The following is a 15,038-nucleotide window of genomic DNA, read 5'->3' on the forward strand; positions in this document are numbered from 1 at the left end:
CAGCTTAGCCATATCAATAATACCCTTGTAATCAGTAAGCTTGCTTGCGCCCAGTAACTGCTTGTTGTTTACCTGAAGGCCAACGATTTTAAGGTTTGGTTTTGACTGATACTGATTGATACTATCAGGATGAAAAACGTTGAAACCGTTTATTCCACCGAAAACCAGTTCGCCGCTTCGTAACTTCAGTGCCGCGTTAAAATTGAACTGGTTACTCTGTAAACCATCAGATACATCATAATTTTTAAAGGTGTTTGACCGCACATTATACTCAGCCAGGCCGTTATAGGTACTTGCCCAAAGCCTGTCCTTATCGTCCATAAGTACATTAAGTACAGAATTACTTGGCAATCCGTTTGCCTGGGTGTACCTTACAAGTTTACCTGTGGCTTTAATATATTTTAGTAAGCCGCCGCCCTCTGTACCAAGCCATAAGTTGTGCCAACGGTCCTCTGTAATGGAACGTACCGCATTCCTGACCGAAAGGTATTGGTGCCGCTTTCCAGAACGATCTATCCTTATCAAATTGGAATAATCTCCGGCCCAAAGATCGCCCCCCGAATCTTCGAACAAGGCATGTATATTTATAAGCCTTTCGTCAAACAGTTCAAATTTGTTTTGGGCGCTGTTAAATTTGTATAATGCACCGCCACGCGTGCTGCCCGCCCACAGGTTATTTTTGCGGTCAACATATAGTTTCCAAAGGTTCTTATCCTCTGTGCCGGTTGCGGTGTTGAAACATTTGTAATGAATAAACTTACCTGTTTGATCGTCAAACTGATCGATACCACCATTAAACGTGGCAACCCAAATACGCTTCAGGCTATCCTTAACGATACTAACTACGAAATTACTTTTCAACGAGGCATTGTCTGCATTGTGGCTATAGTTGGTAAACGTGTTATATTTTCTGTTCCAAACACTTAGCCCGCCTCCGTCTGTACCGATCAATAAATTGCCCAACTTGTCTTCGCAAAAGGAAAGAATAAAGTTGTTTACAACGCTATTCTGGCTAAACGGATCATGAGTAATTAACCTGAAAGCATTCTTTTTGGTATCGAAGCAGGTAGCACCCCCTCTTAGCGTCGCAACCCATACCAGCTGTTGGTTATCTTCGTAGACCATGCTGACGGCGTCACTGCGAAGGCCGTTGGATGCAGGGTTTCTGTTACTGGTAATATACCTTACCGTTTTTTTAACCGTGTCTAAAACATTAACGCCGCCGCCGTTGGTGCCTATCCATGCATTGTTAGATTTTACGAACTTTATATCTGTTATATTCTCATTATTTAACCGGGCAGATAGGGTTGAGTTTTTTTCAATATTTCCGGTTGCCATGCTGTATTGGTAAAGGCCATTGTCGGTACCTATCCAAATATTGCCCTTATTATCAGTTGTAAGACAGTTGGCATATTTAAGCCCGGGGTTTACAATATCAGCCTCTTTTTTGGTTTTATTCAGGCGGCACAAACCAACGTTTCTAACAAAAAGCCAAATATTTTGCGCTGCATCAACAGTTACAGATTGCACACTGTAATCGTTGCCACGGCCTTTGATTTGAACCCGGTAAGCAGAGGAGTTACCGGAATTGTAAATAAACAAACCTGTATATTCCGTCCCAATGAAAATGTTCCCGGTGGCATCAGCCTGTAAAGCGGTTACATTACCGGTTATTTTTGATCTGGGTCCATCCTTTTTTTCTTTATAATAGATGTGAGAAAATTTAGATGTGCTGTAATCAAAATAAACAGCCCCCTTCAGGGTACCTGCAAAGACCTTGTTTTTATACCCGGTAAGCCGATTAATATGATTGTCTGCCAGGGAGGTGGTATCCTGCCAGATATTTCTGAAAATAGTGACCACACTTCCGTCATACCTGTTTAAACCGTCATAAGTGCCTAACCAAATAAAACCATGCTTATCTTTATAAACGCTGGTAACTGCATTGTTGGACAAGCCGCGATCAATTCCAAGATAGTGACTTGACTGCGCTTTTACTTCATTGCCGAAAAATATAAATAAGCCAGTACTAAAAGCACATAACATGTGCAGAACTTTCTTCATGAACGGTCTGGGCAGGATATAATTAGTTAAAGTATAATTAGTTAAACAAAGCTAATCATTCTACTAAAATAACCTCCTAAAAGATCGTCTCCTTAATAAATTAATCTGCCGTTACTTGTTCTCGTAGCTGATAATTCAATATTGGAATTTAAGGTAAGCTGTGAGTGCTTATCTTTACCAAACATGACCATGATCTCCCGTCGAAAAAACGTGTATATACCAGGAATGATTTTGCTGGCTTTGATTGCTTGTTTAAATACAAAAGCGCAACAGGTTACAGTGGTTGCTGAAACCTATCTGAGCGATTCAACAGCATTCAAAGCCTGCCATGCTTCAACCGTTGTGAGGTTACCTGATAATGAACTGATGGTTGCATGGTTTGGCGGTAAGCATGAAGGCAGCCCTGATGTAAGTATTTGGACCGCGACAAGAAAAGAGGAAAGCTGGAGTCGCCCCAAAAAAGCTGCCGATGGAATTGGAGCTGATGGGACACGGCAGGCTTGCTGGAACCCGGTGTTGTTTAAGGCGAAAGACGGCCGTTTATACCTTCACTACAAAGTAGGCCCAAACCCGAGAGAATGGAAAGCCTGGTACAAATGGTCGGCTGATAATGGCAAGAGCTGGTCAACTGCCATTAGCTTACCCGATAAGTATCTCGGCCCCATTAAAAACAAACCGGTACAGCTGCGCAATGGTTCCATACTTTACCCATCAAGTACCGAAAGCCTTGATGAAAAGCAGTGGCTCATCCACCTGGAAAAATCTGATGCACAATTAAAGCACTGGAAACAAGTTGCTATAGATTGTGACACCTTTCAAACTATCCAGCCATCTATCCTTGTTTATCCTGATCACCGGCTTCAGCTCCTTGCCAGAAGCAAGCAGAATGTAATTGTACAAAGCTGGTCTGATGACGAAGGAAAGTCGTGGTCAAAATTAAGTGCTACCCAATTGCCTAATCCAAACTCGGGCAGCGATGCCGTTAATTTAAACGGCGCCCAATACTTAGTTTATAATCCGTTAAAAGCAGGTAAAAATTGGTGGGAAGGCCGGTCGGTGCTTAAGCTTGCCGTGTCGCGGGATGGTATACATTGGAGGGATATTTATACTTTCGAAAATCAGGAAAAGGGTGAATACAGCTATCCGGCCATTATAGCCGGCAACAACGGCCACCTTTACGTTACTTATACCGCTGATAGAAAAAGCATCAAGTTTGTTGAATTAACAATAAAATAAAGACCAGTTTTTATTTTACCGAACGGGCCGCAGCGTATGCTAAAGCGGTGTTAAGGGAAAAATTTCTATTTAGCCTTTATCAAATTATTTAAGAAAATAGTTAAACCATGCCTCGCCGATTTCCATTTCTGGTCTAATTCTGGTGGGACAGCGCCCGGGCTTTGAGCAAAATTGCCGGCTATGATATCTATATCACCGTCACCATCTATATCGGCCTTCTCCAACGCTAATGTCTTTAAAGGCACATCGCTTTTTAAGTTGAAAGGCTTAAAGGTGTACTTGTCCCTGTCTATGTTCTCCAGGTAAACGAATGATTCATTTATCAGCGGCCCCATATCAGGGAAGAAGGCACTGGCAGCAAGATCAATGTCTCCATCCTTGTCAAAATCTTCAGCCAAAACCTTTGTAACGCCATATATAGGGTAAAAAAACTTTTCGGCGTAAACAGCATTGCCCTGGTTTATATGCAGCCTAACCCCGTGATAGGGCTTTAAAATATTCGAGTAGTCGGCATTGTCGCCATGTACCGTAACAATATCAGTAAGCCCATCATGGTTATAATCAACCAGGACCATGTCCGTAGTACCATAGTTTGGCGGGAAGCGCAAAACACGCAGGCTTTTGAATCTTAGCTTATCGGTTTGATAAAAAATGTAAACGCTCTCATCGCCCTGCGAAAACATGGCTACAATGTCCTTTTTGCCATCGCCGTTCATATCCTGCACATAACATTTAATTGCGCCGGGCAAGGCTGACAGGATCTCCTCTTTATACTTTGCTGCTTTTACCTTTTTGAACAAGGATAACGATCCCGTTTTATTACCAAAATTGCAAACTACCATCTCTGGCACACCATCATTATCAAGATCATCTACCACCGTATTAACCGGCCTGTGAAGCGACCCGATCAAAGTGGATGAATCATTATATTTTGTAATTGCCCCTATACTTAGTTCGGTGGGATACAGCTTGCCTACCTGCGTAAAGTAGGTGCTGTTTTGATAGAAACTAAAATCAACAACAGGGCTTTGCGTTCTAATAACTTCGATTACACCTATGCGGGGCTTCCAGGTTAAAACTTTATTAAAGTAACTGCCTATCCATAACGTGTTGGTTTCGGTATTAAACTTTAAGCCGGTAATTAATGATGGCAATTGTTCATCCACGCGGATATCGGCCCTTTCAAACTGTGTTAAATTACTATTCCGGGTTAAGCGGGTTTCATCAAGTAAAACAGAATCAGGCGCATTGCTTATAACATACTTTTGCAGCATATCCCATTGTTTTTGAGTTAACATGGGTTTTGAGGGGATGATGCCATTACGATTTACAATGTCTCGTTCCTCTGGCGACAAACCTTTTAAAGGGTCATAATTAGGATAAATAATCCCCATACGGCTGGCCATAACCGGCAATACATGCATTTTCCAGATAGTCTTGGTTAAACTGGCCGGATCAGGCAGCATGTGGCAGGCGGCACAGTAAATGGTAAAAAGCCCTTTACCATCCTCTTTAATGCTTCTCTTTTTTTTAACAGTAAAAGCATTAAAACTAATAAGGGCAGTACTTACAAATAAGGTTGTAAATATCAAACGTCGTGATTTGATCCTGATTTGCATGCACTGCCCTTTTGAATTAATTTACAGATCTTGGCCTGCTTTCAGGCGTCGTTCCGAATTTGGTTGGTTTATCTGCCATGGTTATTAGCAGTTCACCGCCGGCTGCCACACTGCTATGGGCCAGGTAGTTTAACAGGTATGGCTTGCCATTTAACGTAACGCTTGCTATATACTTATTTGCCGTACTATTGTTCTTAACCAAAATATGAAACTTCTTACCGGCAGGTAAATTAATGGTAGCCTCGTTTACGCGGGGGCTGCCAAATACATATATGCCATTAGCCGGGTTTACAGGGTAAAACCCAAGCGTTGAAAGCACATACCAGGCCGACATCTGGCCTACGTCTTCATTACCAATAATACCATCTGTTTTGGTAGTATAAAAGTTATCCAGAATAAAGCGCACCTTATCGGCAGTTTTCCAGGGCTGGCCAACATAGGCGTACAAGTAAGCTATGTGATGGCTGGGCTCATTCCCATGAGCATATTGACCAATAAGGCCTGAAATATCCGGTGAATGTTCCTTGCCAAGGTCGCCCTGCGCAATAAACAACGAATCAAGCTTTTTGATGAATGGCTGCTCACCACCTTGTAAACTGATCAGGCCCTCCACATCATGCGGCACCAGCCAGGTGTACTGCCAGGCATTTCCCTCGGTGTAATCGTCCTGCTCATGGCGCGATTCAAACGGACTAAACGGCGTGCGCCATTTGGTAGCCGACACCTTGCCCCGCATAAAGTGGGTTTGCTTATCAAAGTAGTTCTGGTAATACTTGGCTCGTTTGCTAAAATATTGGTAATCTTCAGTTTTGCCCATTTTGCGGGCCATTTGGGCAATGCACCAATCATTTATAGCGTATTCCAAACCCATTGCCACGTTTTCCCGGGTGCTGTCAGCAGGGATAAAGCCCAGTTCTTTTACAAACTTAAGGCCGCGCGCATCCTGCATTTGTGTTGCTTTAACCGCCTCGTATGCAAGGTTTGCGTCAAACCCTTTAAACCCTTTTAAGTAAGCATCAACCACCACCGGCACGGCACTATTACCCACCATTGTATTGGTTTCGTTTGCCATGAGGTGCCATACGGGCAATTTGCCCTGCTCTTTATAAATGGCAAGCATAGTATTGATTATGTCGGGGACACGCTCAGGTTGTATTATGGTATATAAAGGATTAGCCGAACGATAGGTATCCCACAAGGAAAATGTAGTTAAGTTGTTAAATGAAGCTTTTTTATGCAGCTGCTTATCAGCGCCCCAATAATCGCCGTTTACATCGTTAAATATTGATGGCGCTATCATAGTATGATACATGGCGGTATAAAACTTCTTTAATTGGGAAACAGAATCGGCTTTGATGGTAAGCTTTTGCAATTCTTTGTTCCACTCAGCATTTGCATTAGCAACTACCTTATTAAAGTCCCAGCCGGGTATTTCGGTATTGATGTTAAGCAAGGCGTTGGCCGCACTCACCGGTGAGATACCAACCTTCACAAATACCTTTTCGCCCTTTTTGCTTTCAAACGAAATAACACCTTTTACCTTTTTACCGGTAAGGGTTAGCCCCTTTTGTAAAGCAGTGCTATCATAGACGGTAAACTGGGTTATGGGCTTAGAAAATACCGCTGTAAAATAAATGCGTTGCGCACGTGCCCAGCCTCTTGAATAACGATAACCCTCAATAGTAGTATTGTTAACTTGCTTAATGTAAGTTTCTGTAGGTATGTCGGCTATACCTTCGGCCAGATCTATTAGGATGTTTGCTTGCTTAGCCGCCGGGAATGTGTATTGATGGAAGCCTACCCTTTTAGATGCTGTTAACTGTACGTTTATATCGTACTTTTTTAGTTTTACACTATAGTAGCCGGGCTTTATCACCTCGTCTTTATGGCTAAACAGCGAAAAATACCCTTCTTGCGGGTCTTTAATATCGCCTTTATTTACATTGATATTGCCGGTTGTGGGCATAAAAGAAATATAGCCAAGATCGCCGATACCCGTACCGCTTAAATGCGTGTGCTGAAAACCTACAATGGTAGAATCGGAAATATGATAGCCCGAACACCAGTCCCATCCTTTTGATAACTGGGTAGGCCCTAATTGTACCGCACCAAATGGCACGTTTGCGCCAACGAATACATGCCCGTGAAAACCCGTGCCGATAAGCTGGTCGACGTATTGAGTAAGATCGGCCTTAATGCTCTGCGCTTTTTTTGATTGTTGTGCAAATGCCAGCGAGGCAATAAAAACGAATGGTATAATTAGCTTGAATTTGTTCTTCATTAATTGGTATATAATATATTATTTAACCTGCGCCTATCCCTGCAGTGCTTGTTCCTGTTCCCTTATCACTTTACTTAAAACGCCATGGTTGGGTTTATATTTATTCAACAGGAACTAATACTTCGTTAATTTTCGTTTTTTTCAATCCTGCTTTATGACCCGAGATCGCGTAATACAGAATAAATAAATAACACGGTACTAAAAGCCAGTAAGCCAATCTTGGTGACATAGCATCGGCAAGGCGGCCATATATCAATGGCAATATAGCGCCACCGGATATCGCCATGATCATGAACGAAGCGCCGATTTTAGTAAATTTCCCTAAACCGGTTATCGCCATAGGCCATATAGCAGGCCACATTAATGAATTTGCCAGGCCCAGCATGGCAATAAAAAAAACAGATGTGTAACCGGTAGTAAAAACTGCCACAACAGTAAATATTGCCCCAAAAAAAGCAGATACCTTTAAGGCTGCTTCCTGTTTAAAATATTTAGGGATACAAATAATGCCCAACACATACCCTATTGTCATCCCTATTAAAGTGAAAGTTGTAAAAAATTTAGCGGTAGATAACGGGATACCCTGGCTTGAGCCGTAGCTGATGATCGTATCGCCTGCCATAACCTCTACACCTACGTATAAAAACAAGGCCAGCACCCCTAATAGCAAATGCGGAAATTGAAAAACACTTGTTTTGGCAGTGCTTCCGGTGTTGGTGGCTATATCATCTTCTGTTTTATCAATTTCAGGCAGGCCCGAAAAATAAATAAATACTGTTAAGGCCAGCAATACCACTATTATAATAATGTAAGGCCAGATAACCCTGCTTGCCAGTTCATTCAACTCAATTATTTTTTGAGCAGGCGCCATGGTTAGCAAGCGCACCTTTAATCCATCTGCATCTTTAAGTGCTATAGCACCAAGCACTATCGGTGCAATTGCCCCGGCTACCTTGTTGCAGATCCCCATAATACTTATACGTCTGGCAGCGCTTTCAACAGGCCCCAAAATCACAATGTATGGGTTAGATGCTGTTTGCAATACCGACAACCCGGTGCCTTGTATAAACAGCCCCAATAAAAACAGTGCGTAAGTACGGGTCATAGCGGCGGGTATAAATATCAAAGCACCTAATGCCATAATAGCCAACCCTATTGCCATGCCGTTTTTAAAGCCCGTAACTTTTAAAACCCATGCCGATGGAATAGCCATTACCAGGTATGAAAGATAAAAGGCTGTTGTTACCAGGTAAGCTTCAAAGTTATTTAACTCGCAGGCTAACTTTAGATAGGGTATCAACACGGAATTCATCCAGGTTACAAACCCAAATATGAAAAACAGGATGCCAATAATAAAGATGGCTTTGTTACTTTTACTGGTGGTTGCTGTATCGGTCATTTATTTATGCGTTTGATATGTAAATTAACTTTATACTAATTTGCTATAGTGATGTGTGATGCATTTGATGTCCCGTTCCAGCCTTCAACATCTATCATAAGGTTTTTACCAAATAATGCCGGATTGTAATCTACAATGATCTTTTTTTGCTGGCCAGGTAAAACAGATACGTAATTATCGCTATAAAATGCGGGCAAAATGCGGGCTTTTGTAGTGGCATCAATCAACGATATACGATTAAAGAAAGCTACTACTTTATTCTGAGGATTTGTAAGTATTACTTCAACTTTTCCTGATCGCAAATATCTGGCTGTAGTTATCAGGCTATTGGTTTTTATTTTTTGCAAACCGGTGAACTCCCCTTTTGCATCAGGTATCCAGTAAAGGTTATCAGCAAATATCTTTTTATCAGTATCCAATAATTGTAACGAAAGAAACACGCCCTCTTTTGCGCCCATTTCATCAATTATTTTTTTAACTGATAAGATCCTTTTGGTAGCCGTTGGTACTATATCAACAAAGACCTGGGTAAGTAAGCTATCCTTACCTGCCATATCATAGGCTTTAATAACCAGCATTATGCTGCGTTTGGCTTTAAAGGTATTATTAGCAAGCACTACCATGCCATTTACCGGGTTATACATTACATGCAATGCCTCGCTTCCATTATGCAGGCCGTAAAGACAAGCATTCGGATCAAGGTAATAATCATACATCTGCCCGCGCATAGCGCTCCATGGGTTTTGTGTTTTCCAGATAATAAAGCCTGTATACCAATCCCACATATGTGAGGTAAAGCCTTCGGCCAGGCCGCGATACTGATCATAGTTTACAAGCTGTGCCTTTTTGGCAAAATCTGCTGCGCTTTTTATTTTACCATATTTACTAATACTGGTGTCATACCCTATGTATTTATGATAATCCCAAACGCTATCGGTTTTGCTCTTCCGGGTAACCGGGTCAAACTCGGGCGCTACCATATTTTTTGCAGGAATGAACCTTTTTAATGATTCATAATCGCCAACACCAACAGAGCCTACCTCAGAGTTGAACGGATAAGTTTTAAACTCCCAAAACACAGATAGCGGTTGTATGCCATAAGGGCCATCGCCATTGCCGCCTAAAACATTGCGTGACATTTCTTCTGAATTGGAATAATCAACAAACCAGCGGGTGTTATCTAACCTTGGCAAAATATCTTCTTTTAACGCGATCAGGATATCTTCAGGCGGGGTGATCTCGTTTCCGCCGCACCAGATAGCCAAAGATGCATGATTACGAATCATTTTTATCTGGTCTTCGGCCGAGCGCAGGAACAAGCCATGGTCATCCGGGTATTTGCGGCGTGTCCATTGGTCATCAAGCTTCATTGGGTCTAACCAGCGCCCGTTACAATCGCCTGATCCCCATAGGTCCTGGAAAACCAGTATGCCATATCTATCGCAGGCATCATAAAATTCCGGGCGCTCTATCATGGCGCCACCCCATATCCTGATGAGGTTAAGGTTCATATCCCTGTGGAAACGCACTTCGGCATCATACCGAAGATCAGACAGGCGCAGCATCGCATCAGATATTACCCAGTTACCGCCTTTGATAAATATTTTTTGCCCATTCACCCTAATTTGCCTGCTTCCGGTATGGTCATTCCACTCGCTCTGAATTTCGCGAACGCCCACTTTAAGCATTTGCTGATCTGAAACTACTTTACTACCAGCCACAAATTTTACTTTAACATCGTACAAATTTTGCGGACCGTAGCCATTTGGCCACCATAACTTTGGATTTTGCAGGGTGTAATTGTCCAGTTTTACAGTGGTGGTTGTTTTAGGTTTTAAAGTAACGCTTTTTGACAATACCGATCCGGCTATTTCATAGCTTAAAACGCCTGTAATATTACCTGCAGTAGGGTTACTAACTTCGGCCTCCAGCTTAATAATAGCTGGTTTTTGCGGACCTTCAGGTAGCCTTGTGCCCGGCACTATAGTTACAACATGTGTGTCGGTTATGCGTACGGCTCCGGTTTTTTGGATGGTAACTTTATCCCAAATACCCGTATTTCTGTCGCGGATGGGTTGGATCCAATCCCAACCGGCTGTGTATTGTAAACCAACATTGCGGGCAATAGTGCCATCACCGCCCTGGCCGCCATTGGCATTGCCCAAAACATCGGGCGGATGCACCAATACTGCCAGTTTGTTGTTACCTGTTTTATTTAAATAGGATGTAATATTATAAGAAAACCTCAGGAACATCCCCTTCTGCAAGGTCTTATTTAATTTATGACCGTTCAGGAAAACATCAAAGCTATAGTTAACCCCTCTGAAATTAAGATAAACCTGGGCGCCATTTGTAGTGGATGTTTCTTTAAACTCTTTTATAAACCAATAGGTGTAGTAAGCTGCACCGGTTTTAAATATATCCGGGATCGCCTCATTGTTCATCCCGTAAAATGGGTCGGGCACTTTTTTATTATTTAAAAGCGTGGTTAATACGGTACCGGGTACCGTTGCCGGCATCCAGGCGGTGGTGCTATATGATACATTTGAAAGTTTAGATCCGTCTTCTTTTACATTGGCAATTGGCGCGCATCTCCAGCCGGAATTCAGTTCATAAGTGCTTTGAGCTTTAACTTCATGATAAAAGCAACTTAAGGCAACTAATACGGTAAGAGCAGATATTATTTTCGGTTGTAGTAATCTGCAAAATAATTTCCGGAGCATTTTTAGATGATATTAAGATGAAATAATTAGTACTGAATTTTAAAAACAGCCGCTTGTGTTAAGCCATTATTGGTTTGCAGGGCGGCCGGTATACTTATATTAATGGTGCCATCATTGGCCGTCCACTTTGCTTTTTTATGTACGCCTAATAATGTTATATTTTTCACTTTAATATCCTTTAGATGTAATGTGATATTTGATGGCAATATCACAGCATCTTGAGCTGAAATTACAAAGGCATAAATAGTATTACTGTTGGCTGCTTTAGTATAATAAGTACTCCCCTCTGAATATGGTGCTACCGCGGTTGAATTATAGATGCCTTCGCCGTTCACTTTTATCCAGCTGCCTACTTGCTGCAGGCGACTGTAAGCTACCGGATCCCAATCACCATCGGGGCCGGGGCCAATATTCATTAAAAGGTTACCTCCGCGCGAAACTATCTTGATCAGTAAGGTTATGATCTCATTAGCAGATTTGTATTTGTCACCCGGCACATAGCTCCAGGAATTACCCATGGTAATGCAACTTTCCCAGGGGTGGTCCAGCGGGCTATTGGGTACCTGCTGCTCGGGGGTGGTGTAGTTTTCGTAAGGGCCCGCAACAGTGCGATCTACCACAATTAAGCCGGGTTGCTTTTCACGGGCCATTGCAGCTATCCGGGGCATATCTATATCCTGATTAAAGGTGATGGATTTTTGCCAATTTACCTCTGTGTTAATAGTTTTTTTAGGGCGCACCCAGCCGCCATCTAACCATAAGATATCCACCTTTCCGTAATTACTCATCAATTCACCAATCTGGTTATAAGTAAAGTCTTTAAACTTTTGCCATTTATCCGGATATTTGGCAGGGTCATAATTTACATTCCTGTCCTTAGGTGGAAAATATGGCCACCAATAGTTTTCAGAATGCCAATCCGGTTTTGAAAAGTAAGCCCCTATCATGAAATTCTCTTTCGAAAAAGCATTGAAAATTTCTTTGGTGACATTGCTTTTAGGGTTTGATGAATAGGGTGTTTTAGTACTGGTTATTCTATAATCTGTCTCTTTGGTATCAAACATGCAAAAACCATCATGGTGCTTGGTTGTAAATACCACATATTTCATCCCGGCCTCTTTGGCGGCCTTTACCCATTTGTCTGGGTTGAACTTTACGGGGTTAAAAGAAGTCTGAAGATTTTCATACGCTTTTTTGTAAGCATTATAATCGGCACCGTAAGGGCCTTTACGCTGTGTCCAGCCCTCGTCTTCGGGGCAAAGGCTCCAGCTTTCAACCACGCCCCATTGACTATAGGGCCCCCAGTGCATAAATAACCCAAATTTTAATTGCTGCCACTTATGAAGATTAGCCTGCACCAATGCATCGGTAGGGGCCACATAATTTTTAGACTGCTGGTGCTCCTGAGCCAATAAAATTTTAAACTGAACTAAAAGCAGAAGTACTAAGGAAAGTTTTTTCATATCTTTTAAAAAAGTAAATATAGTTGACTTGTAATAGCAAATGCTTTAACCGGCGAAATGATACGCTGTTAATTTGCAAAATCCATTTAATTACACCCTACTTGTGTCGATTACTGTTCTATTGACAATATATATTTAATTATTGCCTACAGTGTTGTTAAATTTTTTTAAAATCTTCAAATAGAATGCAGTTTTTTTTAAGAAAGTTTACAATTTCTTTTTATTTTTATAACGGAAATGTTACATTGCGGTTAATTGTCATGGAGACACTTAAATAAGTCGATTTTGAAGATAAGCGATACCAACACATTAGATTTGTGGAAAAGAGTTTGCATAAATAACGATCTTAAGGCATTTGAACAACTTTTCCATACATTAAACACTAAGCTGATAAAATTCTGTATATTTTATATACGGCAGAAGGAGGCGGCCGAAGATATCGTGTCCGAAGTATTCATACGATGTTGGGAGTCGCGTCACAACCTAAGTGAAATTGCCAATCCCGAAACTTATTTGTTTGTAGTGGTTAAAAACCAATCGCTCAACTACATCAAAAAGTATTCAAACATACACCTTGTCCAGACCGAGGATTCTAAGGAATTAGAATTTGTAAATAATTACGATCCTGAAAAAGAAATGGAACGTAAAGAACTTCATTTCATTTTAGACAAAGCTATTTCTTCATTGCCACCACAGGCATGCCTGGTATTCCGCCTTGTAAAGGAAGATGGCTTGCGTTATAAAGAAGTAGCCGAGATATTGAACATCTCACCACGAACAGTACAAACCCAGCTTTTTAGAGCAATAAAAAAGCTAAGCCTTATACTGGCACACCATCGGGTATCAGTTAAACAAAATAAACGCTCCGTAGTTGACCTGTATGCTCCTGGTATTTTGTTATTATTAACTTTTTGTAAATTCCTTTCTTAGCCTGTAGGCAATTTTTAATTTTTAATTGTCTTAACTTAAATCGGGTTCACGAACTACATGGTTAACGATAGATTTATTCAGCTTCTTACAACAATACTTACAGACGAGCTCGATCCGAAAGAACAAGAAGAGTTTAATTACCTGCTTGAAGATAACGAACTTAATAAGCTGCAGTATAATTTTTTTAAGACTTATTGGGTACAGGATCAGGAACAATATTCGAATTCCGATTTGATGTTTCAGCAGATAAGAAGTAAGATCACTTTACCGGAAGAAGGAGGCGAAGCAACAAATACCAAGCGCTCTAAAGTTAAAACACTCACTATACTCATAAGTATAGCAGCCATATTAATAGTAGCCCTGGGCACGGGCTTGTTCTTTTACTTTAATCGGCAACCGGATCTAAACAATAACGCAAAACTTGAACTGATCAAAACGCCAAGCCGCGTTAAATCTAAGATAGTTTTGAGTGATGGCACAGTTGTTACCTTAAACTCAGAAACACGACTTAAATATCCACCCGAGTTCAAAGGCAAAACAAGAGAAGTGTATCTGGATGGTGAAGCTTTTTTTGATGTTAAAAAAGATCACCAGCATCCGTTTATTGTGCACACCGGTAAAATGAGGGTACGAGTTTTAGGCACTGCATTCAATATAAAGTCATATGCCAATGATGTAGCCAGCGAAACGTCACTGATAAGAGGTGCAATAGAGGTTACACTTACAGACAGGCCATCTGACAGGATCATATTGAAACCGAACGAAAAATTAGTAATCAGGAGCACTCCTGTGAAGGGCGTAAGTAATAAAAAGAGTAAGGTGGTATTAAATCACGACAGTGTAAATACCAGTTATGCATTAACTACCCTTACTTATCTAAGATCTAACGATACTGCTGTGGTTGAGACTTCATGGGTAAACAATAGGTTAGTTTTTAAAGACGAAGAATTTAAAGATATAGCTAACCAGATGGAACGCTGGTATGGTATTAAAATAAAGTTTAAAAACAGTAACGTGGAAAAGTATCGTTTTACCGGTGTTTTTGATAAAGAAAGCATTTACCAGGCCCTTAAGGCCCTGCAAATGATAGAACCTTTTACTTACAAGCAAGAAAATGGAACCGTATATATTTTTAAACCTGTAATTGATTTGAGAGTGCCTATGGATTGAAAAAGACTTAACGACCCCCAAAGAAACGGGGACTACAAGTGTAATCCCCGCAAAGATGAAAATCTGTTAGATAATTAACGCAATGTTCTCTCGAACAGAACATTGCTATTTATTCAAGTCACCTTTTAATTAAGTAAAAGTATGGAATATTTT

The 15,038-nt window shown here is 41.2% G+C and carries 9 protein-coding genes; 3 read left to right on the top strand and 6 right to left on the bottom strand.

All coding sequences use genetic code 11. The features are described 5' to 3' along the window. Window positions 1-2,064, bottom strand: a 2,064-nt coding sequence (locus WC743_RS17980) for a two-component regulator propeller domain-containing protein (protein ID WP_373014134.1), incomplete at its 3' end; no start/stop codon positions are given. 189 nt (window positions 2,065-2,253) lie between these two features. Here WC743_RS17980 and WC743_RS17985 point away from each other — a divergent pair. Then, complete coding sequence (locus tag WC743_RS17985; protein WP_373014135.1) at window positions 2,254-3,300, top strand: exo-alpha-sialidase; 1,047 nt, start codon at window positions 2,254-2,256, stop codon at window positions 3,298-3,300. Between the two features lie 65 nt (window positions 3,301-3,365). Here WC743_RS17985 and WC743_RS17990 read toward each other — a convergent pair whose 3' ends face one another. From WC743_RS17990 to WC743_RS18010, 5 genes are all read right to left on the bottom strand, one after another. Then, window positions 3,366-4,919, bottom strand: coding sequence for an FG-GAP repeat domain-containing protein (locus WC743_RS17990; RefSeq protein WP_373014138.1), 1,554 nt, complete (start codon window positions 4,917-4,919; stop codon window positions 3,366-3,368). A 16-nt stretch (window positions 4,920-4,935) separates the two neighbouring features. Further along, window positions 4,936-7,200, bottom strand: a complete 2,265-nt coding sequence (locus tag WC743_RS17995) for a GH92 family glycosyl hydrolase (protein WP_373014141.1) — start codon at window positions 7,198-7,200, stop codon at window positions 4,936-4,938. 100 nt (window positions 7,201-7,300) lie between these two features. Then, entirely contained in the window at window positions 7,301-8,599 is a 1,299-nt protein-coding gene (locus WC743_RS18000) for a sugar MFS transporter (RefSeq protein ID WP_373014143.1), read from the bottom strand. 35 nt (window positions 8,600-8,634) lie between these two features. Continuing rightward, the gene (locus tag WC743_RS18005; RefSeq protein WP_373014145.1) at window positions 8,635-11,322 is read right to left on the bottom strand and encodes a glycoside hydrolase family 2 TIM barrel-domain containing protein; all 2,688 of its coding nucleotides are present in this window, start codon (window positions 11,320-11,322) and stop codon (window positions 8,635-8,637) included. Between the two features lie 26 nt (window positions 11,323-11,348). Next, a complete protein-coding gene (locus WC743_RS18010; protein WP_373014147.1) occupies window positions 11,349-12,785 on the bottom strand; it encodes an alpha-L-fucosidase in 1,437 nt (478 codons plus the stop codon). Between the two features lie 285 nt (window positions 12,786-13,070). Between WC743_RS18010 and WC743_RS18015 the strand changes: the two genes are divergently transcribed. Next, window positions 13,071-13,715, top strand: coding sequence for an RNA polymerase sigma-70 factor (locus WC743_RS18015; RefSeq protein WP_373014149.1), 645 nt, complete (start codon window positions 13,071-13,073; stop codon window positions 13,713-13,715). Window positions 13,716-13,772: 57 nt separating this feature from the next. Then, window positions 13,773-14,885 carry a FecR family protein gene (locus tag WC743_RS18020; protein ID WP_373014151.1) on the top strand — a complete coding sequence of 371 codons (1,113 nt, stop codon included), beginning with the start codon at window positions 13,773-13,775 and terminating at the stop codon, window positions 14,883-14,885. Window positions 14,886-15,038 lie beyond the last annotated feature (153 nt).

Origin of the sequence: Mucilaginibacter sp., from assembly GCF_041660805.1 — a bacterium.
In the GTDB taxonomy this organism is placed as follows: Bacteria; Bacteroidota; Bacteroidia; order Sphingobacteriales; family Sphingobacteriaceae; genus Mucilaginibacter.

Excerpts from the sequence above, each read along its gene's own strand:
- WC743_RS18005 (WP_373014145.1), bottom strand. The coding sequence starts at position 11,322 with ATGCTCCGGAAATTATTTTGCAGATTACTACAACCGAAAATAATATCT.
- WC743_RS18020 (WP_373014151.1), top strand. The coding sequence starts at position 13,773 with ATGGTTAACGATAGATTTATTCAGCTTCTTACAACAATACTTACAGAC.
- WC743_RS17985 (WP_373014135.1), top strand. The coding sequence starts at position 2,254 with ATGATCTCCCGTCGAAAAAACGTGTATATACCAGGAATGATTTTGCTG.
- WC743_RS17995 (WP_373014141.1), bottom strand. The coding sequence starts at position 7,200 with ATGAAGAACAAATTCAAGCTAATTATACCATTCGTTTTTATTGCCTCG.
- WC743_RS17990 (WP_373014138.1), bottom strand. The coding sequence starts at position 4,919 with ATGCAAATCAGGATCAAATCACGACGTTTGATATTTACAACCTTATTT.
- WC743_RS18010 (WP_373014147.1), bottom strand. The coding sequence starts at position 12,785 with ATGAAAAAACTTTCCTTAGTACTTCTGCTTTTAGTTCAGTTTAAAATT.
- WC743_RS18000 (WP_373014143.1), bottom strand. The coding sequence starts at position 8,599 with ATGACCGATACAGCAACCACCAGTAAAAGTAACAAAGCCATCTTTATT.